Genomic DNA, 26,601 nt, shown 5'->3' with positions numbered 1-26,601 from the left:
CCTTACTTTCCTTTAGACTCATGCGCCCGCTTGATCCAGCCTCGGATGTCGAAGCCGAGATCCAAAATCCCGATGATGCTCGTAAACGACTGCAAAGGAAATGCAAAAATCGTCACCAGCACCGTCACCCAGCGAGGCCAGCCCTCTTGGTGAACATAGAAATGATAGAATGATACCCCCTGCAAAAACAGCAAAAACTGCAGCAGCGTCGAGGCATTCGCAAAAATCAAATACGCCATCGTCCCCTGCTCAAAATCAGACAGCAAAGATACCAAGATGACGATCAAATAATACCACAACACGCTCTTTGGCAAGCGCATATCGCGGAACGGTGGAAACTTCGGTACAGTGGTTCCGAGCCGCTTCAAAATCGGCAACAGGATCACTAACAGTACCCATACCGTCGTAAACACCGCCAAAATCAATAGCGTCGGCATCAAGGTCTCAAACGTCAAGATAAACTCCTCGACCAGTTCCTGATAATCTTCCGTCGGCGTTTGCCCAAGACGTTCCATCCAGCCTTCTGTCTGTTCGACGGACAGCCGCATCGCTGCCGTAAATTCCTCAATGAAGTTAATGCCGAAGAACGCCATCGCCGCCAAATACTGAATCATCAGCGACAATAGGAGCGTAATGCTCGCGCCCATGAACATGAACAATTTACTTTTCTTATAATGGATCGACAAACCAATTACCAGACCGAGCGGGATATGGATCAGTGCCAGCGGAATCGCCAGCAGCCCGCCTATCATAAAACTCAACACAACTCCGACCACAGCTACAAGAGCCGAAGCCTTTGCTGGATACTTGGCACTATACCACGCAATCGGCAATGCCAAAAACAAGGTACTGATCAAACTCAACACCGGTACATATACAGAAATAGCCAACAAGACGGCAAACAGTGCCGTCATCATGGCTCCATTCGTCAACTGACGTGTCTTTTGATTAGGCATAGTTCTGTTTTTCATCTTCTTTCGAGTTTATTTCATCCTTGTAATTGTAACATGATTCAAGTTCTCGAACAAAAAAGGGGGACCATTGCGCTGGCCATCTGCTGCATCCTTGCCAGAAGAAAACTATTACCGTCACATATCCAGTCGTTGCCTATCGAAATCATCACGGACGATTTGATTTGCTGTGCGAAAATGCCAAACTGTTCGATGTCATTAATCGAGTGATTGGAATTTTTATGTTTTCTATAAAATTCATCCCCATTTTGAGGAATCGCTTCCTTAAGAGCGGTGGAATTAGAGTGCGGAAGTTTGCCTGTGCTTGTTTTAAGCGTCACGTCAGCATTCGCCAGTTCCGCTTTGGGTTAGCCTCTTGCAGTGAGCCAAGAAAACCGCTTGTCTCATTGCATCGGCTCACCCTTGGCGCGAAACGGCTGTTACATTTCTTTGATTCTAATGAGTGAAATAATATCTGCTTCCATGTTATTCGCCCGCTGTATAGGAAATCGCTTCCCTAGAGATGCTTCGCTTAAAATGAGCAGGAACTGGACAATCAGCTAGCTAGTCGGGTGACCAGACCAGAGAAACTATGCGTATTCAGATGCTGATTAGAATGGAGTGAAAAACTGCCTACCCGTCTAAACCTAGAGATGGAGCGGAAGCCGGCGACTCCGGGAGGAATAGCGAGACAATTGAGACCCTGCAGGAGCGTAGCGACGAAGCGGCTCAATGCGAGCCCTCCGGAAAGCGTCCGGCTAGAGCGCAATCTCCACCACTACACCCTTCCACTATTATTCCCACACAAATAAAAAAGGAGACCGGTTTCCCGGTCTCCTGAACAATCTTATTTCTCTTCCGCTACGAACGGTAGAAGTGCCATGATACGAGAGCGTTTTATTGCAACCGTCAAACGACGTTGCCATTTTGCGCTAGTGCCCGTAACACGACGTGGCAAAATTTTGCCTCGCTCAGAAATGAATTTCTTAAGCAAATCAGTGTCTTTGTAGTCGATGCGTGTAATGTTGTTTGAAGTGAAATAACAAACCTTTTTACGCTTCTTGCCTCCGCGACGTGGTGCCATATCGAATTACCTCCCTTACTTTTCAGATTTCTATTCGTCAGTTTCCATTCAAATTAGAATGGCAGATCGTCGTCTGAAACTTCGATCTTACCGCTTCCGCTTGAGAATGGATCGTCATCTACACGAGTATTTTTTTGCTGACTTGGACTAGTAGATGGTTGGTTCTGCTGATAAGACGGCTGCTGCTGCCCATAAGAACGATCACCTGAAGGGCGATCTCCAGAAGTTGCGCTTTTCGGTTCAAGGAATTGAACGCTGTCCGCCACCACTTCTGTCGTATAAACGCGCTTACCATCTTGACCCTCGTAGCTGCCAGTCTGAATGCGGCCTTCGACACCTGCGAGACTCCCTTTTTTCAGGAAATTCGCTGTGTTTTCAGCCTGCTTGCGCCAAACGGTACAATTGATAAAATCTGCTTCGCGTTCGCCTTGCGCATTGGAGAATGTCCGGTTTACAGCAAGTGTAAAACGAGCCACCGCCGCTCCGCTTGGCGTGTAGCGAAGATCAGGATCTTTTGTCAGTCTTCCGACCAATACAACCCGGTTGATCATCAGAATTCAACCCCCTTCTTCAAGTCATGTATTATCTGTATTCCGCGGATCGCTTACGCGTCGAGGCGTACAGCGATGTAGCGGATGATGTCTTCATTGATGTTCGCAAGACGTGTAAACTCGTTGATAGCTTCAGCTCCAGCGTTAGCTTTAACGATCTGGTAGAAACCTTCTTTGAAATCGTTGATTTCGTAAGCTAGACGGCGTTTACCCCACTCTTTCGACTCGATGATTTCAGCACCGTTTGAAGTTAGGATTTCGCTGAAACGCTCAACAAGAGCTTTCTTAGCATCCTCTTCAATGCTCGGGCGTACAATGTACATTAGTTCGTATTCTCTCATCGTATTGTCACCTCCTTATGGACTTGGGCCCTGCTGATTCCAGCGGGCAAGGAGCAAGCAATCATAAATATTACTCACATCAACATATTGTAGCATAACGCGATACTTCCGGCAAGCGCTATTTTCAGCTATACTGAAAGCATCAAGCGAAGGATGTGACGCACATGGACCCACGCAGGATCATCGATTTGAATATAGAAGAAATCGCGCCGAAAGCGCTTTGGTTCAACGTGCTGCTCGTCGTGGCCTTCGCGCTCGCCTATCAGTTTTTCCGTGAGCCGCTATCGTTCGCTTTCTCGCTCACAGGAATTGTCTATTTTATCGCCGGTTATGCGCTGTTGATCGTGCTCCACGAATTATTCCATCTGATCGGTTTTGTCGTCTTCGGCAAAGTGCCGATCTCCTCGCTGCAATACGGGCTTAACTTGAAAATGGGCATTGCCTATGCGACAAGCGACCAGCCGGTGAAAAACCGCGCCATGCGCACCGTATTGCTGTTGCCGTTTTGGATGACCGCCTTTGTGCCGACAATGCTCGGTTTCTGGATCGGCGACCAGGTGCTCGTGCTGCTCGGTGCGATGCTGACAGCCGGCGCGTTTGCCGACTTCCTCATGTACCGGGAACTTCGAAAAGAGCCGGACGATGCGTGGATTTTGGATGACCCGGAGCTTCCCCGCCTTCATGTCTATTCCGACTTTCCAGATTCCAGTACGCTATAAAGTCGAGGCCTATTATCTCATTAAAAAAGGGAATAATTACCATTTTACGATAATCAAAAGGACAGCACAGCAGACTTCCTGCTGTGCTGTCCTTTTTTTCTTTCAAACACAAACTCACTTCACAAATGACCGTTCCACGTCCCAGACGCCTTCCGGGATATATTCTTTCAATAAGCGTTGCACTTTCGCCGTGTAGATGATCGCTTGTTTTGTGCCGCGCGCCGTTTCGATTTCGATCGTCAGGCGGTCGTAAAGGTCCGTCTCTGAATCTCCCGAATAATCTTCCAGGTCGTTGATCGCCGGCCATAAGACGTCCGGAATGTCGTATAGCTCCCCGGAAATCACATCGTCCCCCGACAAGGCGAGCGCCGGATAGCCGAGACCCGTATCATACAAGCGGCCTGTCGTCGTTATGTGCTCTTCGACCAGCTCCGCTTCCTCTAGATAGAAATGGTATTTGCCGCCGCGCTTTAACGTTCCATATGCGAATAAATACATTTGTTTCCCTCCTCATAAAAAAACCGGATGCTGAAAAAGCACCCGGTTCCGGTATTCTTTTCCAGCCGCCAATCCATTCTTAACTTGTTTCCAATGACTGTGTGACTGAAAATAAACATTCGGCTTAAGCCTTACACGTTAAATCTAAAGAGCATGACATCGCCGTCTTTGACGATGTATTCTTTTCCTTCTTGACGCACTTTTCCAGCTTCTTTCGCCGCTGCCATCGAGCCTGCTTCGACCAAATCGTCGTAAGCGACCGTTTCGGCGCGGATAAAGCCGCGTTCAAAGTCCGAGTGGATGACGCCGGCACATTGCGGTGCTTTCATGCCTTTTTTAAATGTCCATGCACGCACTTCCTGGACGCCGGCAGTGAAATAAGTCGCCAGTCCAAGCAAACTGTAAGAAGCTTTGACCAATTGGTCCAATCCAGACTCCTGGATGCCCAACTCTTCAAGGAACATTTCCTTTTCCTCGTCATCCAGTTCAGCCATTTCTTCCTCAATTTTCGCACAAATGACGATAACATCGGCTTTGTCCTTGGCCGCGAACTCACGAACCTTTTGAACGTATTCGTTGTTATCGGCATCCGCGATTTCATCTTCGGAAACGTTTGCGACGTAGAGCATCGGTTTGAGCGTCAACAAGTTCAAGCCTTTTGCAATGCGCAGCTCGTCATCTGTGAAATCGATCGAACGCGCCAATTGGCCGTCTTCAAAAGCTTCACGCAGTTTCATCAAGACCGGCTCTTCTGCAACCGCATCCTTATCTTTTTGTTTCACTAATTTCGCCGCACGTGCAATGCGTTTCTCAATGCTTTCCATATCCGCCAGTACCAATTCAAGGTTAATGACTTCAATATCCGAAATCGGATCCACTTTCCCGGTTACATGCGTAATGTTATCGTCAGCGAAACAGCGGACCACTTGGCAAATCGCGTCAACTTCGCGGATATGGGACAGGAATTTATTCCCGAGCCCTTCGCCTTTGCTCGCGCCTTCAACAATCCCCGCAATATCGGTAAATTCAAAAGCCGTTGGCACGGTTTTTTTCGGATCCACCAATTCTGTCAATTTATCGAGGCGTTCATCCGGCACTTCAACGATTCCAACGTTCGGATCTATCGTACAGAACGGGTAGTTCGCTGCTTCAGCGCCCGCTTTTGTAATAGCGTTAAATAATGTGGACTTCCCCACGTTTGGTAATCCTACGATCCCTGCAGTTAATGCCAAAGGATTCACGACCTTTCTTCTCGTTCACAAATTTTGCAACCATTCTATTATAGGAAGAGGAGACGGAAATGTCCATTCCTCATTCCGTTTCCGCTTTGACCAATACTTTTTTCATTTTTTTATTGAACTCGACACGCGGCAACATAACGCTGTGCTGGCAACCTTCGCATTTGATGCGGATGTCGGCACCCATGCGGATGATCTTCCAAGCGTTTGCCCCGCACGGATGCCCTTTTTTCATTTCGACAATATCATTCAACCCGAATTCTTTCATCTCCATGGGTGCGTCCCTCCATCACTTTTTCACAACAGCTGAATCCGTTGCGTTTTCGCCGGGCTCGCGGTGCATGACCACCATGCGCGGATACGGCAGCTCCACGCCGTGCTCATCAAAGAACTCCTTCAAATCGCGCCGCATTCTGCGGGCTACGCCGAAATGCTGCATCGGCAAAGTTTCAGCCGTCAAGCGCATGACCACTTCTGTCGCCGTCATGTGTTGCACGCCGAGCAGCTCTGCTGGGCTGATGACTTCCTCATAATTGGGTTGCACCGTCTCCAAAAACTCCAAAATGAGCCGTTCCACTTTCACCAAGTCGGAATCGTGGGAAATGCTCAGATCCACGACTGCAATTGAATTATGTAGCGAATAGTTAACGACGTCGGTGACATTGCCGTTCGGGAAGATGAAAACCTCCCCTGTCCAAGCCTGCACTTTCGTCGTCCGCAATCCAATTTCCTGCACGGTCCCTTCCGCTTGGTTGATGCGCACATAGTCGCCGACCGAAAACTGGTCTTCAAAAATAATGAAAAATCCGGTAATGACGTCGCGCACTAAGTTCTGTGCGCCGAAACCGACAGCTAAGCCCACGACTCCGGCACCGGCAATGATTCCGCTAATGTTAATGGCAAATAAAGATAAGATCGTCACCATCGCCATAAATGAAATAACATACGTGACGACGTTTTCCAGCAGCTTCGATAACGTCTGGTGGCGACGCCCGGTTACTTTAATAGGTCCTTTAAAGCGGACCGAAAATGACTTGCGAATGACCATGCGCAATACGCGGATCAAAATATATGCACCGACTGCGACCAAGACGACTTTCAACGCTGTTCCGGAAATCGCTAACCACATTTCCTCATCCAGCAGTTTCGCTGTCACGCCATTGATAAATCTTTCGACTACACTTCTTTCAAAAAACACACTTACACCTTCTTTTCGCACTTACATCAGATTGAATTTAAACATGGCCGTGACAAGAAACGCAACTACAATGATCCCCGGCAACAAATTCGCCACACGGATTTTCACGATCCCCATCAAATTCAAGCCGATCGCTGCAATCATCACCCCGCCGGTAGCGGTCATTTCGGTAATAAACAAATCAAGTGCCGCTTCCGGAATGATCAAGCTGATTTGCGTTGCAAAGAGCGCAATCAGGCCCTGATAGACAAATACCGGAATCGCCGCCAGCATCACGCCGATGCCGAGCGTAGAAGCGAGGATAATCGATGTAAAACCATCAATGATGCCTTTTGAGATAAGAACGCCGTGTTCATTGCTAAGTCCGCTCTCCAAGGCGCCAATAATGCCCATCGCGCCGATGACGAAAATAAGCGTCGCTGTGACAAAGCCTTGCGCCAGGCTGCCTTGGCTTTCTTTCGTCCCAAGCATCCGTTCGATCCAGTGGCCGAATGCGTTCAGTTTGTCTTCAAGCTTCGCCCATTCCCCAATAACAGCACCAAGCACGAGGCTGATGATGACGATGACGAAATTCTGGCTCTCAAAGCCCATCTGCAAGCCCAATACGACAACTACCAGCCCGATGACATACATGACCGTCTCTTTCATCTTTTCGGGAATATTGCGCAATGCCCGCCCAATGAGTGTTCCTATGACAATTAAAACTGCGTTGACCAATGTTCCCCACAGAACCATATTCGCGCTCCTTCCTCCGTGCTTTGGAATTCGTAAAACGCTGCGCTCTTCTCCCTCTTTTTCGGCTCCAATGCCTCTACTATTAAGCGGGGAATTTCTGCCGCGCCATACAACAGGCCGCTCCGGCTATATCACCCACCAGAACGGCCCTATTCCATTTGCCTGCTTAAAGAAACGCCTATTTCCCATCCTGAAAAATAGGCAGTACTCATCCCGCTTTAACGGTCTATAAGACTCCCACTTGTACAAGTGGGAGATCAACGGGCCGTAAAAGTCCAATTGGATCAATTAACAATCAGTGGGGATGAAGAACCCCCCACTGGTTGAAGTTTCTCTTTATTTAAGCAAATCCAAAATCCGTTCCAGGTCATCTTCTGAGAAAAACTCGATTTCAATCTTGCCTTTGTTCTTTTGTTTTTTGATCTGGACGTTTGTACCGAAACGGTCACGCAGCTCAGATTGTTTTTCTTCTATAAAGATATCCTTTTTCTTTTCTAATGTTTCACGTGGAACATTGTCGTTCAGGCGCTGTACAAGATTCTCCAGCTGACGGACATTCAATCCTTCTTTGACAGCTTTTTCTGCCGTTTCGGAAATGGTTTTTTTACTGCGTAACCCGAGTAGCGTACGTCCGTGGCCCATCGATAGCTTCTTGTCCGAAATGAGTTCACGCACCTCTGTTGGCAAAGTCAACAAGCGGATGTGGTTGGTGATGTGCGGGCGGCTTTTACCGAGGCGGAATGCCAACTGCTCCTGAGTCAACTCGAGTGTATCCATCAGTTTCTGGTACGCTTCTGCTTCTTCGATCGGCGTCAAATCTTCGCGTTGCAAGTTTTCGAGAATGGCGAGTTCCATCATCTGCTGTTCGTTAAAATCTTTGATGATGGCCGGAACTTCCTTCATTTTGCACAACTTTGCCGCACGGAAACGGCGTTCTCCAACGACCAATTCAAATTTCACGCCTTTTTTCCGCACAACGACTGGTTGCAGGATGCCATGTTCACGGATCGACTCGGCAAGTTCCTCGAGCGCCTGTTGGTCGAACACTTTCCGTGGCTGATGAGGGTTTTCTTTAATGTCTGTCAGCTTGATCTGTGTCACTTTTTCCGTCTCGTTTACTGTTTCTCCGGGAAACAATGCGTTGATGCCTTTTCCTAATCCCTTAGCCATTACGAATCACTTCCTTCGCCAATTCTAGGTAAACTTCTGCGCCTCTAGACTTCGGATCATAGATGATAATTGGCTCTCCGTGGCTCGGGGCCTCACTTAAGCGAACGTTTCGTGGAACGACCGAGTCATACACTTTGTCCTGGAAGTATTTCTTCACTTCTTCGATAACTTGCATGCCGAGATTGGTACGTGCGTCGTACATCGTCAAAAGCACGCCATCGATCATAAGATCATGGTTCAAGTGTTTTTGGACAAGCCGGACGGTGCTCAGCAATTGACTTAAACCTTCTAGAGCATAATATTCACATTGTACTGGAATAATAATTCCGTCTGAAGCCGTCAAGGAATTCAAGGTCAAAAGACCGAGCGACGGCGGACAATCGATGATGATGTAATCATATGAATCTTTCACTTCGGCCAAGGCATTTTTCAAGCGCGCTTCACGGGAAATGGTCGAAACCAATTCAATTTCTGCACCTGCAAGTGAAATTGTTGCCGGGACGACGTGAAGGTTTTCGACTTTCGTCTCCATGATCGTGTCTTTGACGTCCACGTCATCAATCAGAATTTCATAAATGCATTTGTCGACGTCGCCTTTATTGATGCCGACGCCACTCGTTGCATTGCCTTGGGGATCGATATCTATCAACAGCACTTTCTTGCCTAAATAAGCAAGACAGGCGCTTAAGTTCACTGATGAAGTTGTTTTTCCTACACCGCCCTTTTGATTGGCGATGGCAATCGTTCTACCCACACGTGCACCAACTTTCTTCGATACTTCCTTTATCTTACTGCGGAAATGACAATATGGCTATCCACGACAGCTTTCATTTCTTTATTGTATCAAAATTCCTGTTTGATAGAGATAAATCTGCCAAAAAAAAGCCCTTTCCCAAAAGGAAAGAGCTTATGTCCGGTTTTTTGGGATTTTTACGGTGATTTGGTAATAATCCTCGTGTTCTTCTTCCACTGTATCCAGCTCGATGCCGCTTTTTTTGACCATCGACAACGACTCTTTGATCGTGTTCATTGCGATGCGCATATCCCGGCTGACTGCTTTTCTGCGTGGCTTCTGCTTTTGCGGCTGTTCCACAGACAAGCTTTTAATACGTTGTTCGAGTTCTTTGACGTTGAGCCCTTCTCGGATCAGCTCATCCAATAGCTGCTGCTGTACGGTGGGCTCTTTCACCGGCAATAATGCACGGGCATGGCGTTCTGTGATGGTCCGATTGAGCAGCGCCTGCTGAACCGGCTCCGGTAATTTCAATAAGCGCAATTTATTGGCCACGGTCGACTGGCTTTTGCCAAGGCGCTGCGCGAGCGCTTCCTGTGTGATTTCTTGGATTTCCAGCAAGTTCTCGTAGGCATGCGCTTCTTCGATCGCAGTCAACTCTTCGCGTTGCAGGTTTTCAATTAAAGCGATTGAGGCGGTTTCTTTATCGCTCAACTGCCGGACAATTGCTGGAACCTCTTCCCAGCCGAGCGAAGTCATCGCCCGGTAGCGCCGCTCTCCTGCGATGATTTCGTAAAAGCCTTCTTGCTTCGAGTCTCTGACCACAATCGGCTGGATGACACCATGGACATGTATCGTCCGGGCCAATTCTTCGATTTTCTCGGCATCAAAAACGGTCCGCGGCTGGAATTGATTGGCATGAATTTTATCCAGTGGTATTTTCACCACTTCTTCAGAAGCTTTGCTCGGCACTTCTGTTACTGCATCATTTGCTTTGTCTCCGCCTCCGAAGAGACGTGAAAAAGGACTTTTCATCCTTAGGCACCACCTTTTAAAAACTTGCTTTTGTTGTCAAACTGCAAAAGCGCAGTCTTTTCCCCCGTATGTTCCACGTGAAACATTAACTGATCGGTGATTTATTCGGTACGCCCGCTTTTCTCGGGTATTTATTCGGTGTCCCTTTGAATTTCCGGAACACTTGTATATAGCGTTCGCTTTCTTCGACCGGCAACTGGAACGCATGTACCGCTTCTTGCTTCACGCCGAGGATCTGCAGCGCTTTTTCCGCATCTTTTAACTCGTCAGGCGCAGATGCTGCTTTCATCGCGGCAAATACACCGCCTTGTTTGACAAGCGGCACACACAGTTCAGCCAGCACCGACAATCTTGCCACAGCGCGTGCTGTGACAATGTCGTAGCTTTCCCGGTGCTCGGATTTCCCGAAATCTTCTGCTCGTGAATGGACGAAAGAAACTTGGTCGAGCCCGAGCGCTTCGCTCAAATGATTCAAAAACTGGATGCGTTTGTTCAAGGAGTCAACGATAGTCACCTTTATATGTGGGAAGCAGATTTTGAGTGGAATGCTCGGAAAGCCCGCTCCCGCTCCAACATCACAAAGTGCCAGCGGTTTTGTGAAATCCAAATAGAATGCGGCAGTGATCGAGTCGTAGAAATGCTTCAAATAAACATCTTTCTGGCCGGTGATCGCCGTCAAGTTCATCTTTTCGTTCCATTCCACGAGTTCCTTGTAATAGCTTCGGAACTGTTCGAGTTGGCGCTCTGTCAGTTCGATGCCTTTTTCTTTCAGCGCTTGTTTGAATTGTTGTTCGTTCAATGCATTTCCTCCTCTCGCCCCTCTTTTTTATACAACAGCAAATGGGCTGGCGGATACCAGCCCATTTCGCGTTCTGTTTATGTGCTGGCGGCCGTGCCGCCCTGTAACACGCACGCTGTTTCGTACGCGTGAAATTTCAGTTAGACTTTGGCAATTCTTCCTTGTTCAATATACACCAATAAAATTGAAATGTCAGCAGGGTTGACACCGGAAATACGCGAAGCTTGGGCGATCGACAGCGGCAAAACTTCTTTCAGTTTGCTGCGCGCTTCCGTCGCGACACCTGAAATAGCATCGTAATCGATGTTTTCGGGGATCTTTTTGTTTTCCATTTTCTTCAGCTTATCGACTTGCTGAAGCGATTTTTCGATATAGCCTTCGTATTTTACATGAATCTCGACTTGTTCTTTTACTTCCTCGTCGAGCACCCCTACGGATTCGGTTAAGCTTGCAACCATCTCATAGTTCATTTCCGGGCGTTTCAGCAAATCTGCGGCGCGGATGCCGTCTTTCAGCTCACTGCCGCCCGCGTTTCGTATCGCTTGCTGCGTGTTTTCATTTGGCTTGATGATGATGCCGCGCAGTCGCTTGATTTCTTCTTCGATATTGTCTTTTTTGTCGAGGAAACGCGCATAGCGGTCTTGTGTAATCATGCCGAGTTTATAGCCCAGTTCCGTCAAGCGCAAGTCTGCGTTGTCGTGGCGCAGCAATAAACGGTATTCTGCACGCGAAGTCAATAAACGGTATGGCTCGCTCGTCCCTTTTGTCACCAAATCGTCGATCAAAACGCCGATATACGCGTCGGAACGGCTCAAGATCACTTCTTCTTTGCCGAGCACTTTTGCGGCGGCGTTGATGCCTGCCATAATCCCTTGTCCCGCAGCTTCTTCGTAGCCGGACGTGCCGTTGATTTGTCCTGCTGTATATAAATTGGTAATTTGTTTGGATTCGAGTGTTGGCCATAATTGCGTCGGCACGATGGCATCGTATTCGATGGCATAGCCTGAACGCATCATATCGGCCTTCTCAAGCCCCGGAATCGATTCCAGCAACTTGCGCTGTACATGTTCCGGCAAACTCGTTGACAGGCCTTGTACGTATACTTCACGCGTCGAGCGCCCTTCCGGCTCCAGGAAAATCTGGTGGCGCGGTTTGTCGCTGAAACGGACGATTTTGTCTTCGATTGACGGGCAATAGCGCGGCCCTGTGCCTTTTGCCATGCCGGAATACATTGGCGACAAATGCAAGTTCTCATCGATGATTTTGTGCGTTTCGCTCGTCGTATAGGTCAGCCAACACGGCATCTGGTCCATGATATATTCCGTCGTTTCAAAGCTGAACGCTCGCGGCACATCATCTCCCGGCTGGATTTCCGTTTTCGAGTAATCAATGCTGTTGCTGTTGATACGCGGCGGTGTGCCGGTTTTGAAACGGACTGTCTCAAAGCCCAGTTGTTCCAGGTTTTCCGCCAATTTAATGGAAGGCTGTTGGTGGTTCGGCCCGCTTGAGTAGCGCAGATCGCCGATGATGATTTCTCCGCGCAGGAATGTACCGGTCGTGATGACAACCGTTTTCGCACGGTAAATGCCGCCGACTTGCGTAATAAGGCCGGACACTTGGCCCTCCTCGACGATCAACTCTTCTGCGATGCCTTGGTGCAAGGTCAAGTTTTCCTGTTCTTCCATCAAGCGCTTCATTTCCTGCTGGTACAGCACTTTATCGGCTTGTGCGCGCAATGCGCGGACAGCCGGCCCTTTCGCTGTGTTGAGCATTCTCATTTGAATATGTGTTTTGTCGATGACGCGGCCCATTGCCCCGCCCAGTGCATCAATTTCACGTACAACGATGCCTTTAGCCGGTCCGCCGATGGACGGATTGCACGGCATAAACGCGATCATATCTAGATTCATCGTCAACACAAGTGTTTTGGCGCCCATGCGCGCAGAAGCAAGTGCTGCTTCCGCTCCGGCATGGCCTGCGCCAACGACGATGACATCGAACGTGCCTGCTTCGTATTGTGGCATGTTCGTTCAGTCCCTTCAAAAATTTATTTTCCTAGGCAAAACTGCGAGAATAATTGGTTCAATAAGCCGTCATCCGCTGTATCTCCGATGATTTCACCGAGGATTTCCCATGTGCGGGTCACGTCGATCTGGACCATATCGACCGGCACGTCCATTTCAGCGGCTGAAATCGCATCTGAAATGGTATCGTGCGCTTGGTGCAAGAGCGAGATATGCCGTGCGTTGGATACATAAGTCATATCCCCCGCCTCAATTTCCCCTTCAAAGAACAATTCAGAAATCGCTTCCTCGAGCTGATCAATTCCTTCTTCTTCAATTAAAGAGGTCGTCACAAGGTGTGTACCGCCGGTCAGTTCATTAACTTGAGCCAAATCGATTTTCTGCGGCAGATCGGTTTTATTGATGACGACGATATAATTCATGTCCCGAACCGCTTCAAACAACAGCAGATCTTCTTCTGTCAGCGCCTCCGCGTAATTCAGTACGTAGAGGATCAAATCGGCTTCTTTCAACACTTTGCGCGAGCGCTCGACGCCGATCCGCTCGACGATGTCCTCTGTTTCCCGGATTCCTGCCGTATCGACCAATCGCAGCGGCACACCGCGGACATTGACGTATTCTTCGATAATATCGCGTGTCGTGCCAGCGATTTCGGTGACGATTGCTTTATTTTCCTGGACTAAGCTGTTTAATAGCGAGGATTTCCCGACGTTCGGACGTCCGATGATGACAGTCGACAAGCCTTCCCGCAAAATTTTGCCTTGCTGGGACGTCTGGAGCAATTTGGCGATTTCCGCTTGCACCCACCCGGCGTTTTCGAGCATCATCGGGCGCGTCATTTCTTCCACGTCGTCATACTCCGGATAATCGATGTTCACTTCCATTTGCGCAATCGATTCCAATAGCGCTTGGCGCAACGAGCTGATGAGGCGGGATAAGCGGCCTTCCATCTGCGTCAATGCTACGTCCATCGCACGGTCCGTTTTCGCACGGATCAAATCCATGACGGCTTCTGCTTGGGACAAGTCGATTCGCCCGTTAAGGAAGGCGCGTTTCGTGAATTCTCCAGGCTCCGCCAGCCGTGCGCCGGCCCGTAAGGCGAGTGTGAGCACACGATTGACCGATACGATACCCCCGTGACAATTGATTTCCACGACATCTTCGCGGGTGAACGTCTTCGGTGCTCTCATCAGCGCAACCATTACTTCCTCCGCCATTTCTTGTGTTGCCGGATCTTCTATATGGCCGTAATGAATGGTATGGCTCTTTTGTTCAGCGAGCGCTTTTTTAGTGGGCGCACGGAACAAACGGTCAGCAATCGTTACCGCTTCAGGTCCGCTCAACCGGACAATGGCGATTGCCCCTTCACCGCTCGGTGTGGAAATTGCGGCAATCGTATCAAATTCCATCATGATGCTTCCTCCTCTTGCAACAAAACGCTGAAGGTTTCCGAAATGCAGTTACCCCCAACCTGATTTATGAGATAAAAAAGTTGTCCACATGTGGACAACAGTCAAAATGCGCGTGACTTTACAACATACTACAATACCACAAAGCGCTTGAAACCGAAAGACACACCGCTCTTATTTGGTAATTTTTTCGGTTGGGGGTGCAATTTTGATCTGCATAAATATACATCAGGGATTAACGTCGCCCACTCCTCCCAAACTTCTGGTTTTTTCCATAAAAAAAGCCGCTCGACAAGCTCATGAAAATGGCTTGCCGGCGGCTTTTTGTTATTTATGCGGTTCAATAACCAAATAGCGGTTCGGATCTTTTCCTTCCGAATGCGTATCGATATCAAGGCGCCTTGACAGCGCTTGGTGGATCACTTTTCGTTCGTAGGAGGGCATCGGTTCGAACTGGACACGGTTGCCGGTGCGAATAGCTTTATCCGCCATCCGATCCGCCAATTGTTCCAATGTTTCCTGGCGGCGTTCCCGGTAATTCTCGGCATCGAGCTCGACGGTCATAAATTGTTCAGCATGGCGGTTAGCGACCAATTGCGCCAACTGCTGAAGCGCGTTTAAGGTTTGCCCTCTTTTGCCGATCAGTACCGCCACTTTTTCGCTTTCCAACGTAAAGCGCACCGTTTTGCCTTGTTTTTCATGCGTTACGGTCAAGTCTTCAATTTTCATGCCTTTTGCGACATCCTGCAAATAGTTTTTCGTTTCTGCAATGGCTATGTCGTTTGAGGGTTTGGTGGCGGATTCAGACTCCTGCTGTTCGAAATCCGGCTCTTCGCCGTCTTCTTCCAGCGGTGCAGCTGGCATTTCCGCAGCGATTTCTTCATCAGAAGGCTTCGCGTCCGATGTTTCTGTTTTCTGCACCGTTTCCGGAGCATCCGATGGTTCCTTAACGGTTACTTCGACTTCCGCGTTTTTTGCACCAAAGCCGAAAAACCCCTTTTTTCCTTCTTCGATGACGCGAACCGTCACTTGTTCTTGTGATTTCTTCAATTTCTCCAAGGCTGCTGCAATCGCATCATCAACCGTTTTCCCCGTTTGTGTAAGCTGCTTCACTTTTTAGCCCCTCCTGTTTTCGTTTTAACAGGCTGTTGCACTTCTTTCTTTTCCCATGGACGGTAAATGAACATGTTTTGGATGAATGAGATGATATTTCCGATTACCCAGTACAAAGTCAATGCGGACGGCAAGATAATCCCGAATCCGACAATCATGACCGGCATGAAATACATCATCGCCTTCATTTGCGGATTGTCCATTGCAGGACCGGTGCGCAAGACGACCAATTGCATCAAACCAGCTGTAATCGCCAAGATGATACTCGGTTCTGCGAGCGGAAAGATCAAAAACGTGCCAAGATCGATTTCCGGGGTCGCGTTCATGCGGCTGATCGCATGGTAGAAACCGATTAGAATCGGCATCTGGATTACGATTGGCAGACAGCCCGCCATCGGATTGACGCCTTTCTCCTGGAACATCGCCATCATTTCCTGCTGATATTTCTGCTGGGAGACGGCGTCTTTTGATTTGTATTTCTCTTTTAACTTAGCAAGCTCCGGCTGGATTTCCTGCATGCGTTTCGAACTTCTCGTCTGTTTGATCATCAAAGGCAATAGTGCGAGGCGGATGAGGATCGTTACTGCGATAATCCCGAATCCGTATGTACCTAAGAAATCCTTAAAGAACGTAATGATAGATACTAACGGCCAGACAATGAATCCATTCCAAAACCCTTCGCTTTGGTCGCTGATCGGCTGATCAAACTCCATACAACCCGACAATAAGAGGGCAACAGCCACCAAGGCGAAGAGCAATCCTGTTCTCTTCTTCACTTTGCTTCCTCCAAACTCTATTCAATTACTTTCTATAGTAACATCCGGATATATCCGGCATCTAGCATCTACTTCTTCGGCAAAGCGCGTGCAATTTTCAGCACATGCTCCAAATTTTTCTTACTTTCATGAAAATCCAACTTGGCCGCCTGTGGTCGGGCGATGATAATGTAATCGGCGGTCGGCAGGAGATCATCCTTCAGTTCCAAGAAGGCCTGGCGGATATAGCGCTTAACGCGATTGCGGGTGACCGCATTGCCTACTTTTTTGCTGACGGATAGACCAAAACGGAATTCCTCCTGGTCGCCCTTCAGTAAATAGACGATAAATTGCCGATTCGCAAATGATTTTCCTTTTTTAAAGACGCGCTGAAACTCCTTATTCTTCTTGATCCGCTGATACTTATTCATTCTTTCACCTGCTACTTGCTTATTTTGATGCATTTCCGCTCAATTTCGGCAAAAAAGAAAAAAAAGACCACTGATGCGGTCAGTGGACTTTAAGCTGATAGTACTTTTCTTCCTTTACGACGACGTGCAGCGAGAACTCGACGTCCGTTCTTCGTGCTCATGCGTGCTCTGAAGCCGTGCACTTTGCTGTGTTTGCGATTATTTGGTTGGTATGTGCGCAATGTCATGATCTTACACCTCCTATATAAAAGTTAACTATTTTCTAAAGACAGTCTCGACAATTATAAAGGCGCCATGGTGTCTCTGTCAATGATTTCTTTTGAATGCGGCTTATCAGCCAGCCACAAACTATAGGGAAGTTATACACAATCCAAAAACACTTTCGGTGCACTGCCTGTGGCCAGTTTTTTCCGAAAAAAAATTATCCACAAGCCTTATCGACAGGTTTTTAACATACAAACTGCCTGTGGATATCACAAATGTGAACAAAAACCGCTATGTGGATAAGTGAAAGAAAGGCTTGTAATGTCTATCGATTTTTGATAACATTGTTTTGTTTTCACTTGTTAACAACTTTTGCTCTAAATAGTTACCCACACATTGTGGGTAAGGTGTGGATAACTTTTCCCGAGCCTGTTTGCAAATGTTATCCACAGGCTGTGGCTTTGTGTATGGTATACTGTAAAAATCTTTTCATATAAAGGAGATACGCTATTGAAACACTTAGACGAAATTTGGTCGAGTGTCTTAGCCCAAGTCGAGAAAAGGATCTCCAAACCCAGTTTTGAAACTTGGCTCAAATCAACGAAGCTCTTATCTTACAAAGAAGATACTGTAACCATTTCAGCTCCGAATTCTTTTGCGCGCGACTGGCTTGAAAACCATTACGTGCACTTGATTACGGGCATTTTGACAGATCTGACAGGAGACGAAGCGCTCATTAAATTTGTTGTGCCAAAAGATCAGGATATGGATGATTTCCAGCTTCCCGCTCCCCGCATCAAAGCGGGGCAGGCGGAGCAGCAAGAGTTTTTGCCGGGTATGCTGAACCCGAAGTATACCTTTGACACATTCGTCATCGGTTCCGGCAACCGCTTTGCGCACGCCGCTTCATTAGCAGTGGCCGAAGCGCCGGCAAAAGCTTATAATCCGCTTTTCATTTATGGAGGCGTAGGACTTGGCAAGACCCACCTTATGCACGCAATCGGACATTATGTCATCGAACACAACCCGAACGCTAAAGTTGTTTATTTGTCGTCTGAAAAATTCACGAACGAGTTCATCAACTCGATCCGTGACAACCAGACCGTCGATTTTCGCAACAAATACCGCAATGTCGACATTCTGCTCATTGACGATATTCAATTTCTGGCCGGAAAAGAACAAACCCAGGAAGAATTCTTCCATACATTCAATACGCTGCATGAAGAATCCAAACAGATCATCATCTCGAGCGACCGGCCGCCGAAAGAAATTCCAACGCTTGAAGATCGCTTGAGATCCCGCTTTGAATGGGGTTTAATCACGGATATCACACCGCCGGACTTGGAAACGCGCATAGCTATTTTGCGCAAAAAAGCGAAAGCGGATGGCCTGGACATCCCGAATGACGTCATGACGTATATCGCCAACTCGATTGATTCCAACATCCGTGAACTAGAAGGCGCGCTGATCCGAGTCGTCGCTTATTCCTCTTTGATCAACCGGGACATGAGCGCGGAACTTGCAGCGGAAGCATTAAAAGACATCATGCCGAACTCGAAACCGAAAGTGATCACCATTTTGGACATCCAAAATGCGGTCGGCGAGCAGTTTAACGTTAAGCTTGATGATTTTAAAACCAAGCGGCGCACAAAAGATATTGCGTATCCGCGGCAGATCGCGATGTACTTATCACGCGAAATGACGGATTTTTCCTTGCCGAAAATCGGCGAAGAATTCGGCGGGCGCGACCATACGACGGTCATCCATGCGCACGAAAAAATCAACAAGCTGCTGAAAGAGAATCAACAGCTTCAGCATGACGTTAAGGAAATCCGCAGCGCACTCGGTAAATAAAGCTGTGGATAACCACCGTTTTTGCTAAGCAGCTTATGCACAGGTTGTCTACATGTGGATAAGCTGCTTTTGTTACTCATTTTGTACTTATCCACATATTCACAGCCCCTACTACTATTACTGTCTTTAAGTACTACTAACTAAAATATATATATAAGCGAGGTTCGAGAATGAGATTCGAAATAAAACGTGAGCGATTAGTTGATGGTTTAAACGATGTAATGAAAGCAGTCAGTTCAAAAACAACAATTCCAATTTTGACAGGAATCAAAATGGATGTATCTACAGAAGGAATGCGTTTAACAGGAAGTGATTCCGATATTACAATCCAGACTTTCATCCCAGCAGAAGAAGATGGCGAGCAGCTGATCGATGTCACAGAAGGCGGAAGCATAGTATTACAAGCAAAAGTGTTCGGGGAAATCGTCCGCAAATTGCCGACCAATGAAGTCGAAATTGAAATTACTGGAAATTTCCAGACGCATATCCGTTCAGGGAAATCCGAATTCCATCTTATTGGACTCGATGCAATGGATTATCCACAATTGCCTGATATCCAAGACGACCGCATTTTCACGATTCCAGCGGATCTGTTGAAAACAATCAATAGAGAAACTGTATTTGCTGTGTCCAGTTCTGAAACCCGCCCGGTACTTACCGGCGTTCACTGGGAAGTGAAAGAAGGCGAGCTCGTTTGCGTTGCAACCGACAGTCACCGCTTAGCACGCCGCAAAACGAAACTCGAAACTTTGCCGGAAGGCGAGTACAGCGTTGTCATTCCAGGCAAAAGCTTGAACGAATTGAACAAAATACTCGATGACACGTCGGATCCGGTCGAAATCGTTATGACCAACCAACAAGTGTTGTTCAAATCCAAACACATTTTGTTCTTCTCGCGTTTATTGGAAGGAAACTATCCGGATACATCGCGCCTCATCCCGTCTGAATACAAAACGACGGTCACCGTAAACGGCCGTTCTTTGCTTCAGGCGATCGACCGGGCTTCTTTATTGGCGCGTGAAGAACGCAATAATGTCGTGCGCTTGTCAACAAATGAAGGCAACGAAGTCGAAGTATCTTCGAATTCCCCGGAAGTCGGGAAAGTCGAAGAGCAATTGCAGGCACAAAGCGTGGACGGCGAAGAACTAAAGATTTCCTTCAGTGCGAAGTTTATGATGGATGCCTTGAAAGCGATCGACGGCCAAGATGTCGTCATCCAGTTCACTGGAGCAATGCGCCCGTTCATTTTGAAATCGGCTTTGGATGACTCGATTCTTCAGCTGATTCTTCCTGTCCGGACATATTAATTAGAACCAAAACCCTCAGGATAGCCCATAAAGGCTATCCTTTTTACTTATAGGGGCAAATAGGGTAAAATAAAGGGTAAGACTACGAATCGAAGGATGAGTGTATTTTGAAGGAAATTGGGATTGAGACGGAATTTATCACATTGGGACAACTACTGAAAATGACAAATACGATTAGTTCAGGCGGCATGGCAAAATGGTTTTTGAGTGAACATGAAGTGTTGGTGAACGGGGAAACGGAAGACCGCAGAGGACGCAAATTGCGCCCTGAAGATACCGTGAACATACCAGGGACGGGGGAGTTCCGCATCGTTGTCGCCGAAGGCATGAGCTTCAATGCGCATTGACAACCTCGAGTTAGTCAATTACCGCAACTATGAATCGCTCAAGCTCGACTTCTCGCCGGGAATCAATGTGTTCATCGGTGAGAACGCACAAGGCAAAACAAACATTATGGAATCGCTGTACGTATTATCGATGGCGAAATCCCACCGCACGAGCAATGACAAAGAATTGATACGCTGGGATGCGGAATATGGTAAAATTAAAGCTGATGTGCTCCGGAAATATGGCAAACTGCCGCTTGAAATAAGCTTTTCCAAAAAAGGCAAAAAAGCGAAAGTTAACCATCTGGAGCAAAAGCGGCTGAGTGATTATGTTGGCCAATTGAATGTCGTCATGTTCGCTCCTGAGGACCTGAACTTAGTGAAAGGCAGTCCGCAAATCAGGCGCCGCTTTATCGATATGGAAATCGGCCAGATTTCACCGGTCTATCTCCATGATCTTGTCAATTACCAGAAGCTGTTGAAACAGCGCAATCATATATTGAAGCAACATTACGGCAAGCAAAAGATCAATGATGTCATGTTCGAGGTCTACACAGAGCAATTTATCGAAGCGGCTGTAAAAATTATACAAAAAAGATTCCGATTTATGGAATTGCTGCAAAAATGGGCTGAACCTATCCATCACGGCATCTCCCGGGGGCTTGAACAATTGGAAATCCGCTATCAGCCGATAAGCGGCTTGAAGCCCGAATGGACGCCTGCTGAAATGGCGTCTTTTTTAGGGCAAAAGCTGCAGGAAGTGAAAAAGCGCGAACTCGAGCGTGGCGTGACACTGGTCGGGCCGCACCGGGACGACTTGCAGTTTTTCGTCAACGGTTACGACGTCCAAACGTACGGCTCACAAGGGCAGCAGCGGACGACCGCTTTGTCTTTGAAGCTCGCCGAAATCGAACTGATCAAGCAGGAAGTGGGCGAAGCACCTGTACTGCTGCTTGATGACGTCTTGTCTGAACTCGACGATTTCCGCCAATCGCACCTATTGAACACGATCCGCGATTCTGTACAGACTTTTGTCACGACGACCAGCGTAGATGGCATCCAGCATGACACCATCCAGAGCGCCCGTCTGTTCGAAGTAACGAACGGAACGGTCAAGGAGTGAATCGGCATGTATGTCCAAATCGGGACCGCCCAATTGATCGCCACGTCGGAAATCATCGCGGTGGTCCATCATGAACAATACGTGCCGTCAGCTTTTGTGCGGCTTTTGGTGTCGCCAGATGCAGTGAAATCCTATGTCGTCACCGATGATTTCGTCTACGGTTCGCCTTATCGAACCCAGGCATTATTAAAGAAAATTCAACAAAACAGATTATAAAGGATCAATGGAAATAACGAGTTGCGAAGAAAGAGCAGGTGAACGGAATGGCTATGGAAGATACGAATCTCCAGCAATCATATGGCGCCGACCAGATTCAAGTATTGGAAGGCTTAGAAGCGGTCCGGAAACGGCCAGGCATGTATATCGGGTCTACGGGATCGAGAGGACTACATCATTTAGTGTGGGAAATTGTGGATAATAGCATCGATGAAGCCCTCGCCGGCCATTGCGATGAAATCCGTGTCACGATCGAAAAAGACAACTGGATCCGCGTGGAAGATAACGGCCGTGGCATTCCAGTCGATATGCAGGAAAAAATGGGCCGTCCGGCAGTAGAAGTCATCATGACGGTTCTTCACGCCGGAGGGAAATTCGGCGGCGGTGGCTATAAAGTGTCCGGCGGCCTTCACGGTGTCGGCGCGTCCGTCGTCAACGCCTTGTCCGAAACGACGGAAGTATACGTCCACCGAGACGGCAAGCGCCACTTTATCGAATTTGAGCGCGGCGCAGTCAAAAAAGAACTGAGTGTGATCGGTGAAGCCGAAAAGACCGGCACGACAATCCGCTTTAAAGCGGACAGTGAAATCTTTGAAGAAACGACGGAATATGAATTCGATATTCTTGACCATCGCCTGCGCGAGCTCGCTTATTTGAACCGCGGCTTGAAGATCATCGTCAGCGATGAGCGGGAAGGGCAAGAGCAGGAAAAGGATTACCATTACGAAGGCGGAATCAAATCCTACGTTGAGCATTTGAACAAATCGAAAGATCCGCTTCATGAAGAAGCGATTTTTGTTGAAGCCGAGCGGGACGGCATCACTGTCGAAGTTGCCATGCAATACAACGGCGGATTTGCTGCCAATATTTTCTCTTTTGCCAATAACATCAGCACGCATGAAGGCGGAACGCACGAATCCGGCTTTAAAACAGCTTTAACACGTGTTATCAACGATTACGGTCGCAAAAAAGGCGTTTTGAAAGATGCCGAAGCAAACTTGACCGGTGAAGACGCCCGGGAAGGGTTGACGGCGATCATTTCCATTAAGCACCCAGATCCTCAATTCGAAGGTCAGACGAAGACGAAACTTGGCAATACGGAAGTTTCGACCATCGTCAATAATCTGTTCTCAGGCGGATTTGAACGCTTTTTGCTGGAAAATCCATCAATAGCTAAAAAAATTATAGATAAAGGTATTATGGCTTCCCATGCCCGAATGGCTGCGAAAAAAGCTCGTGAGTTTACGCGCCGCAAATCCGTGCTCGAAGTATCAAGCTTGCCGGGGAAACTCGCAGATTGCTCTTCACGCGATCCGAAAATCAGTGAAATTTATATCGTAGAGGGAGATTCGGCGGGCGGATCCGCTAAATCCGGACGCGACCGTCATTTCCAGGCGATCTTGCCACTGCGCGGGAAAATCCTCAATGTGGAAAAAGCGCGGCTCGATAAAATTCTGGTCAATGCGGAAATCCGCAATATCATCACAGCGCTTGGTACAGGAATCGGTGAAGAGTTTAATTTGGACAAAGCCCGTTACCATAAAATCGTCATCATGACCGATGCCGACGTCGACGGCGCCCATATCCGCACTTTGCTGTTGACGTTCCTGTTCCGCTATATGCGGCCATTGATTGAAGCCGGCTATATTTACATCGCACAGCCGCCATTGTTCCAGATCAAGCAAGGCAAACATGTCGATTATGTTTATTCGGATGCTCAGCTGAAAAAAGCGCTCGCCGAACTTCCGGCGTCGCCAAAGCCGCATGTCCAGCGTTATAAAGGGCTCGGCGAGATGAATGCTACGCAATTATGGGATACAACAATGGATCCGGATTTCCGGACATTGCTGCAAGTAACGCTTGAAGATGCGATGACGGCGGATGAAACCTTCCATATGTTAATGGGAGACGACGTTGAACCGCGCCGCAACTTTATCGAAGAAAATGCCAGTTATGTTAAGAATTTGGATGTTTAACGCACCAAGAGTTGAGAGGGGGCTGCAGATATGGCGGAACGATCAGGCAGCGGAATAGAAGAAATCAATATCAGCACGGAGATGCGCACATCATTTCTCGATTATGCAATGAGTGTTATCGTCTCGCGTGCGCTACCGGATGTCCGGGACGGCCTGAAGCCGGTGCATCGGCGTATTTTGTACGCGATGCACGACCTCGGGATCACAGCAGACAAAGGCTATAAAAAATCAGCGCGTATCGTCGGCGATGTAATCGGTAAATATCATCCGCACGGCGACAGCGCGGTTTACGAAACAATGGTGCGCATGGCGCAAGATTTCAGCTACCGTTATATGCTCGTGGATGGACACGGAAACTTCGGTTCTGTCGACGGGGATGCAGCGGCGGCCATGCGTTATACAGAATCCAAGATGTCAAAAATTTCCATGGAAATTTTGCGTGATTTGAATAAGAACACGGTTGATTACCAGGAAAACTACGACGGCCAGGAAAAAGAACCGAAGGTATTGCCAAGCAGATTCCCGAATTTGCTCGTCAACGGGACTTCCGGAATTGCGGTCGGAATGGCCACGAATATTCCGCCCCATAACCTCGGAGAAACGATCGATGCGGTTCTCGCTTTAGCAGATAACCCGGCCATCACAACAGAAGAATTGCTTGAATACATTCCAGGCCCTGATTTCCCGACCGGAGGCATCATCCTCGGAAGGAGCGGCATCCGCCGCGCCTACGAAACCGGCAAAGGTTCGGTGTTGATCCGTGCGGTCGTTGAAATCGAAACGAAGCCAAACGGCAAGGAAGTAATCCTCATCCATGAACTTCCTTATCAAGTCAACAAAGCACGAATGATTGAAAAAATCGCAGAACTCGTGCGCGACAAGAAAATCGACGGCATCACCGATTTGCGCGATGAATCCGACCGCAACGGCATGCGTGTCGTCATCGAAGTGCGCAGAGATGCGAGTGCCAATGTTCTATTGAATAACCTCTATAAACAGACGGCCATGCAAACAAGCTTCGGAATCAATATGCTAGCACTCGTTGATGGGCAGCCGAAAGTATTGGGCTTGAAAGATGTTCTCTACCATTATCTCGAGCATCAGAAAGTTGTCATTCGCCGCCGTACGGAATTCGATCTGCAAAAAGCAGAAGACCGTGCGCATATCCTGGAAGGGTTGCGCATCGCACTGGACCATATCGATGCCATCATCGCATTGATCCGCGGTTCTCAAACGGCAGAAGAAGCCCGCAACGGTTTGATAAATGATTTCAACTTATCTGAGCGGCAGTCTCAAGCGATCTTGGACATGCGTCTCCAGCGTTTGACTGGCCTTGAGCGGGATAAGATCGAAGAAGAATACTTAGGTCTTGTCGCTCTTATCAATGAATTGCGGGAAATTCTTGCAGATGGATCGAAAATCCTCGAGATCATCCGTGAAGAGATGCTTGAAATTAAAGATCGCTTCAATGATGCACGCAGAACAGAAATTACCGTCGGCGGTTCGGAAATGATCGAAGATGAAGATCTGATTCCGCGGGAAGCTTCCGTATTGACCTTAACGCATAACGGATACATTAAACGTTTGCCGGCCAATACGTATCGCAGCCAGAAGCGCGGCGGCCGAGGAGTTCAAGGGATGGGCACGAACGACGATGATTTCGTCGAGCATCTCTTGTACACCTCGACGCATGACACGATTCTGTTCTTTACAAGCGAAGGGAAAGTCTATCGCAAAAAAGGCTATCAAGTTCCTGAGTACGGCCGGACGGCAAAAGGCTTGCCATTGGTTAACCTTTTGGAAATCGGCAAGAACGAAAAAGTTACTGCAGTAATCCGTGTTGAAGAGTTTAAAGAAGATGATTTCTTCTTCTTCACAACTCGCGGAGGCCTCAGCAAACGGACGCCGGTGATCAGCTACGCCAATATCCGCCAAAACGGATTAATCGCCATTAACTTGCGGGAAGATGACGAATTGATTTCGGTCAAGATGACTGATGGCAAACAAGAGATAGTCATCGGAACGCGGGACGGCGCATTGATCCGCTTTCCAGAAACTGATATCCGCAGCATGGGGCGTGCAGCAAGTGGCGTCCGCGGTATTCGTCTGCGTGAAGGCGACCAAGTCGTCGGCATGGAAACATTGGAGACGGATGATAAAATCTTGGTCATCACGGAAAACGGATACGGAAAACGGACGAAAGAAGCCGAGTACCGCGTCCAGTCAAGAGGTGGTATGGGAATCAAGACGTGCCATATCACAGAGAAGAACGGACCGCTCGTAGCTGTCCGTGCTGTGAACGGAACAGAAGATATCATGCTGATCACACAGCACGGCGTGTTGATTCGTATGGACGTTGAAGATATTTCGACGACTGGCAGAAATACGCAAGGCGTGCGGCTAATCCGCCTCGGCGATGAAGAAGTCGTCGCTACCGTCACCAAAGTGAAAAAAGACTTGGATGATGAAGAGGTATCTGAAGTAGCCGAGCTAGCTGAAGGAGAAAATGTGGAAGCACTCATCGAAGAAAGTGCAGAAGCGGATGTCTACACAGAAGATGAAATCGTTTCAGACGAAACGGATGAAAGTGTAGAGGAAGACACAGAAGAATAATGAGCATTAAAAGAGCTTGCCGATTCGTCGGCAAGCTCTTTTGTTTCTTATATAGAAAGAGATTTGGCGAAAGGAAAAGTTTTTCTATAAAACTGTTGACGTACGTTGCGGTGCGTGATATATTTATCAAGTCGCCAAAACAAGGCGCACAACATGAACCTTGAAAACTGAACAGCAAAACGTCAACGAAAGACGTCAC

Annotated in this window: 27 protein-coding genes; 8 read left to right on the top strand and 19 right to left on the bottom strand. The window is 48.0% G+C overall.

What is annotated here, in order from left to right:
* Positions 1 to 2: 2 nt before the first annotated feature.
* From J7E21_RS15790 to rpsF, 4 genes are all read right to left on the bottom strand, one after another.
* A complete protein-coding gene (locus J7E21_RS15790) occupies positions 3 to 956 on the bottom strand; it encodes a YybS family protein (protein ID WP_215109516.1) in 954 nt (317 codons plus the stop codon).
* Positions 957 to 1,797: 841 nt separating this feature from the next.
* Complete coding sequence (rpsR, locus tag J7E21_RS15785; protein WP_215109514.1) at positions 1,798 to 2,034, bottom strand: 30S ribosomal protein S18; 237 nt, start codon at positions 2,032 to 2,034, stop codon at positions 1,798 to 1,800.
* Between the two features lie 53 nt (positions 2,035 to 2,087).
* Complete coding sequence (gene ssb, locus J7E21_RS15780; RefSeq protein WP_215109512.1) at positions 2,088 to 2,585, bottom strand: single-stranded DNA-binding protein; 498 nt, start codon at positions 2,583 to 2,585, stop codon at positions 2,088 to 2,090.
* 53 nt (positions 2,586 to 2,638) lie between these two features.
* On the bottom strand, positions 2,639 to 2,926 hold the full coding sequence (rpsF, locus tag J7E21_RS15775; RefSeq protein ID WP_215109510.1) for a 30S ribosomal protein S6: 288 nt from the start codon (positions 2,924 to 2,926) through the stop codon (positions 2,639 to 2,641).
* A 164-nt stretch (positions 2,927 to 3,090) separates the two neighbouring features.
* Here rpsF and J7E21_RS15770 point away from each other — a divergent pair, with 164 nt between their 5' ends.
* Positions 3,091 to 3,645, top strand: coding sequence for a DUF3267 domain-containing protein (locus tag J7E21_RS15770; RefSeq protein WP_215109508.1), 555 nt, complete (start codon positions 3,091 to 3,093; stop codon positions 3,643 to 3,645).
* Between the two features lie 114 nt (positions 3,646 to 3,759).
* On the opposite strand, the gene J7E21_RS15765 is transcribed toward J7E21_RS15770, so the two are convergent.
* The 15 genes from J7E21_RS15765 to rpmH form a co-directional block, all read right to left on the bottom strand.
* On the bottom strand, positions 3,760 to 4,143 hold the full coding sequence (locus J7E21_RS15765) for a gamma-glutamylcyclotransferase family protein (RefSeq protein WP_215109506.1): 384 nt from the start codon (positions 4,141 to 4,143) through the stop codon (positions 3,760 to 3,762).
* A 131-nt stretch (positions 4,144 to 4,274) separates the two neighbouring features.
* A complete protein-coding gene (gene ychF, locus J7E21_RS15760; protein ID WP_215109564.1) occupies positions 4,275 to 5,375 on the bottom strand; it encodes a redox-regulated ATPase YchF in 1,101 nt (366 codons plus the stop codon).
* Positions 5,376 to 5,454: 79 nt separating this feature from the next.
* Positions 5,455 to 5,655 (bottom strand): DUF951 domain-containing protein, encoded by a 201-nt coding sequence (locus tag J7E21_RS15755; RefSeq protein WP_215109497.1) that lies wholly within the window; start codon positions 5,653 to 5,655, stop codon positions 5,455 to 5,457.
* A 15-nt stretch (positions 5,656 to 5,670) separates the two neighbouring features.
* A complete protein-coding gene (locus tag J7E21_RS15750; protein WP_353047799.1) occupies positions 5,671 to 6,579 on the bottom strand; it encodes a mechanosensitive ion channel family protein in 909 nt (302 codons plus the stop codon).
* A gap of 21 nt (positions 6,580 to 6,600) precedes the next feature.
* Entirely contained in the window at positions 6,601 to 7,314 is a 714-nt protein-coding gene (locus tag J7E21_RS15745; protein WP_215109495.1) for a DUF554 domain-containing protein, read from the bottom strand.
* A gap of 336 nt (positions 7,315 to 7,650) precedes the next feature.
* A complete protein-coding gene (locus J7E21_RS15740; protein WP_215109493.1) occupies positions 7,651 to 8,484 on the bottom strand; it encodes a ParB/RepB/Spo0J family partition protein in 834 nt (277 codons plus the stop codon).
* Positions 8,477 to 9,238: a ParA family protein gene (locus J7E21_RS15735; protein WP_215109491.1), complete on the bottom strand. Its 762-nt coding sequence runs from the start codon at positions 9,236 to 9,238 to the stop codon at positions 8,477 to 8,479. The genes J7E21_RS15740 and J7E21_RS15735 overlap by 8 nt, the downstream gene beginning before the upstream one ends.
* Before the next feature lie 153 nt (positions 9,239 to 9,391).
* Complete coding sequence (noc, locus tag J7E21_RS15730; RefSeq protein ID WP_215109489.1) at positions 9,392 to 10,252, bottom strand: nucleoid occlusion protein; 861 nt, start codon at positions 10,250 to 10,252, stop codon at positions 9,392 to 9,394.
* A gap of 85 nt (positions 10,253 to 10,337) precedes the next feature.
* A complete protein-coding gene (gene rsmG, locus J7E21_RS15725) occupies positions 10,338 to 11,051 on the bottom strand; it encodes a 16S rRNA (guanine(527)-N(7))-methyltransferase RsmG (protein WP_215109487.1) in 714 nt (237 codons plus the stop codon).
* Positions 11,052 to 11,191: 140 nt separating this feature from the next.
* Positions 11,192 to 13,075, bottom strand: a complete 1,884-nt coding sequence (mnmG, locus tag J7E21_RS15720) for a tRNA uridine-5-carboxymethylaminomethyl(34) synthesis enzyme MnmG (protein ID WP_215109485.1) — start codon at positions 13,073 to 13,075, stop codon at positions 11,192 to 11,194.
* Positions 13,076 to 13,098: 23 nt separating this feature from the next.
* Entirely contained in the window at positions 13,099 to 14,484 is a 1,386-nt protein-coding gene (gene mnmE, locus J7E21_RS15715) for a tRNA uridine-5-carboxymethylaminomethyl(34) synthesis GTPase MnmE (RefSeq protein WP_215109554.1), read from the bottom strand.
* A gap of 327 nt (positions 14,485 to 14,811) precedes the next feature.
* The gene (jag, locus tag J7E21_RS15710; RefSeq protein WP_215109483.1) at positions 14,812 to 15,597 is read right to left on the bottom strand and encodes an RNA-binding cell elongation regulator Jag/EloR; all 786 of its coding nucleotides are present in this window, start codon (positions 15,595 to 15,597) and stop codon (positions 14,812 to 14,814) included.
* Positions 15,594 to 16,373, bottom strand: a complete 780-nt coding sequence (gene yidC / locus J7E21_RS15705; RefSeq protein WP_215109481.1) for a membrane protein insertase YidC — start codon at positions 16,371 to 16,373, stop codon at positions 15,594 to 15,596. Before yidC ends, jag begins: the two co-directional genes overlap by 4 nt.
* Positions 16,374 to 16,441: 68 nt before the next feature.
* Positions 16,442 to 16,783, bottom strand: a complete 342-nt coding sequence (gene rnpA, locus J7E21_RS15700) for a ribonuclease P protein component (RefSeq protein ID WP_215109479.1) — start codon at positions 16,781 to 16,783, stop codon at positions 16,442 to 16,444.
* Between the two features lie 89 nt (positions 16,784 to 16,872).
* Entirely contained in the window at positions 16,873 to 17,010 is a 138-nt protein-coding gene (rpmH, locus tag J7E21_RS15695) for a 50S ribosomal protein L34 (RefSeq protein WP_215109476.1), read from the bottom strand.
* 487 nt (positions 17,011 to 17,497) lie between these two features.
* On the opposite strand from rpmH, the gene dnaA reads away from it, so the two are divergent.
* The 7 genes from dnaA to gyrA all read left to right on the top strand — a co-directional run bounded on the left by dnaA (position 17,498) and on the right by gyrA (position 26,402).
* Complete coding sequence (gene dnaA / locus J7E21_RS15690) at positions 17,498 to 18,841, top strand: chromosomal replication initiator protein DnaA (protein ID WP_215109474.1); 1,344 nt, start codon at positions 17,498 to 17,500, stop codon at positions 18,839 to 18,841.
* A 170-nt stretch (positions 18,842 to 19,011) separates the two neighbouring features.
* On the top strand, positions 19,012 to 20,148 hold the full coding sequence (dnaN, locus tag J7E21_RS15685) for a DNA polymerase III subunit beta (RefSeq protein ID WP_215109472.1): 1,137 nt from the start codon (positions 19,012 to 19,014) through the stop codon (positions 20,146 to 20,148).
* Between the two features lie 107 nt (positions 20,149 to 20,255).
* The gene (yaaA, locus tag J7E21_RS15680) at positions 20,256 to 20,495 is read left to right on the top strand and encodes a S4 domain-containing protein YaaA (protein ID WP_285228760.1); all 240 of its coding nucleotides are present in this window, start codon (positions 20,256 to 20,258) and stop codon (positions 20,493 to 20,495) included.
* Positions 20,485 to 21,597 (top strand): DNA replication/repair protein RecF, encoded by a 1,113-nt coding sequence (gene recF, locus J7E21_RS15675; RefSeq protein ID WP_215109471.1) that lies wholly within the window; start codon positions 20,485 to 20,487, stop codon positions 21,595 to 21,597. Before yaaA ends, recF begins: the two co-directional genes overlap by 11 nt.
* Positions 21,598 to 21,603: 6 nt before the next feature.
* Positions 21,604 to 21,813 carry a hypothetical protein gene (locus tag J7E21_RS15670; protein WP_215109469.1) on the top strand — a complete coding sequence of 70 codons (210 nt, stop codon included), beginning with the start codon at positions 21,604 to 21,606 and terminating at the stop codon, positions 21,811 to 21,813.
* A 47-nt stretch (positions 21,814 to 21,860) separates the two neighbouring features.
* A complete protein-coding gene (gyrB, locus tag J7E21_RS15665; RefSeq protein WP_215109467.1) occupies positions 21,861 to 23,789 on the top strand; it encodes a DNA topoisomerase (ATP-hydrolyzing) subunit B in 1,929 nt (642 codons plus the stop codon).
* Positions 23,790 to 23,819: 30 nt separating this feature from the next.
* Positions 23,820 to 26,402 (top strand): DNA gyrase subunit A, encoded by a 2,583-nt coding sequence (gene gyrA, locus J7E21_RS15660; protein WP_215109466.1) that lies wholly within the window; start codon positions 23,820 to 23,822, stop codon positions 26,400 to 26,402.
* The last annotated feature ends 199 nt before the right edge of the window (positions 26,403 to 26,601 follow it).

Source organism: Planococcus sp. ISL-109, from assembly GCF_018613655.1.
In the GTDB taxonomy this organism is placed as follows: domain Bacteria; phylum Bacillota; class Bacilli; order Bacillales_A; family Planococcaceae; genus Planococcus.
Note: the sequence above shows the minus strand (reverse complement) of the source record. Positions and strands in the feature narration are given on the sequence as shown.

Coding starts and splice junctions, on each gene's coding strand:
- J7E21_RS15790 (WP_215109516.1), bottom strand. CDS start 956: ATGCCTAATCAAAAGACACGTCAGTTGACGAATGGAGCCATGATGACG.
- rpsR (WP_215109514.1), bottom strand. CDS start 2,034: ATGGCACCACGTCGCGGAGGCAAGAAGCGTAAAAAGGTTTGTTATTTC.
- ssb (WP_215109512.1), bottom strand. CDS start 2,585: ATGATCAACCGGGTTGTATTGGTCGGAAGACTGACAAAAGATCCTGAT.
- rpsF (WP_215109510.1), bottom strand. CDS start 2,926: ATGAGAGAATACGAACTAATGTACATTGTACGCCCGAGCATTGAAGAG.
- J7E21_RS15770 (WP_215109508.1), top strand. CDS start 3,091: ATGGACCCACGCAGGATCATCGATTTGAATATAGAAGAAATCGCGCCG.
- J7E21_RS15765 (WP_215109506.1), bottom strand. CDS start 4,143: ATGTATTTATTCGCATATGGAACGTTAAAGCGCGGCGGCAAATACCAT.
- J7E21_RS15755 (WP_215109497.1), bottom strand. CDS start 5,655: ATGGAGATGAAAGAATTCGGGTTGAATGATATTGTCGAAATGAAAAAA.
- J7E21_RS15745 (WP_215109495.1), bottom strand. CDS start 7,314: ATGGTTCTGTGGGGAACATTGGTCAACGCAGTTTTAATTGTCATAGGA.
- J7E21_RS15740 (WP_215109493.1), bottom strand. CDS start 8,484: ATGGCTAAGGGATTAGGAAAAGGCATCAACGCATTGTTTCCCGGAGAA.
- noc (WP_215109489.1), bottom strand. CDS start 10,252: ATGAAAAGTCCTTTTTCACGTCTCTTCGGAGGCGGAGACAAAGCAAAT.
- mnmG (WP_215109485.1), bottom strand. CDS start 13,075: ATGCCACAATACGAAGCAGGCACGTTCGATGTCATCGTCGTTGGCGCA.
- mnmE (WP_215109554.1), bottom strand. CDS start 14,484: ATGGAATTTGATACGATTGCCGCAATTTCCACACCGAGCGGTGAAGGG.
- rnpA (WP_215109479.1), bottom strand. CDS start 16,783: ATGAATAAGTATCAGCGGATCAAGAAGAATAAGGAGTTTCAGCGCGTC.
- rpmH (WP_215109476.1), bottom strand. CDS start 17,010: ATGACATTGCGCACATACCAACCAAATAATCGCAAACACAGCAAAGTG.
- dnaN (WP_215109472.1), top strand. CDS start 19,012: ATGAGATTCGAAATAAAACGTGAGCGATTAGTTGATGGTTTAAACGAT.
- recF (WP_215109471.1), top strand. CDS start 20,485: ATGCGCATTGACAACCTCGAGTTAGTCAATTACCGCAACTATGAATCG.
- J7E21_RS15670 (WP_215109469.1), top strand. CDS start 21,604: ATGTATGTCCAAATCGGGACCGCCCAATTGATCGCCACGTCGGAAATC.
- gyrB (WP_215109467.1), top strand. CDS start 21,861: ATGGCTATGGAAGATACGAATCTCCAGCAATCATATGGCGCCGACCAG.
- gyrA (WP_215109466.1), top strand. CDS start 23,820: ATGGCGGAACGATCAGGCAGCGGAATAGAAGAAATCAATATCAGCACG.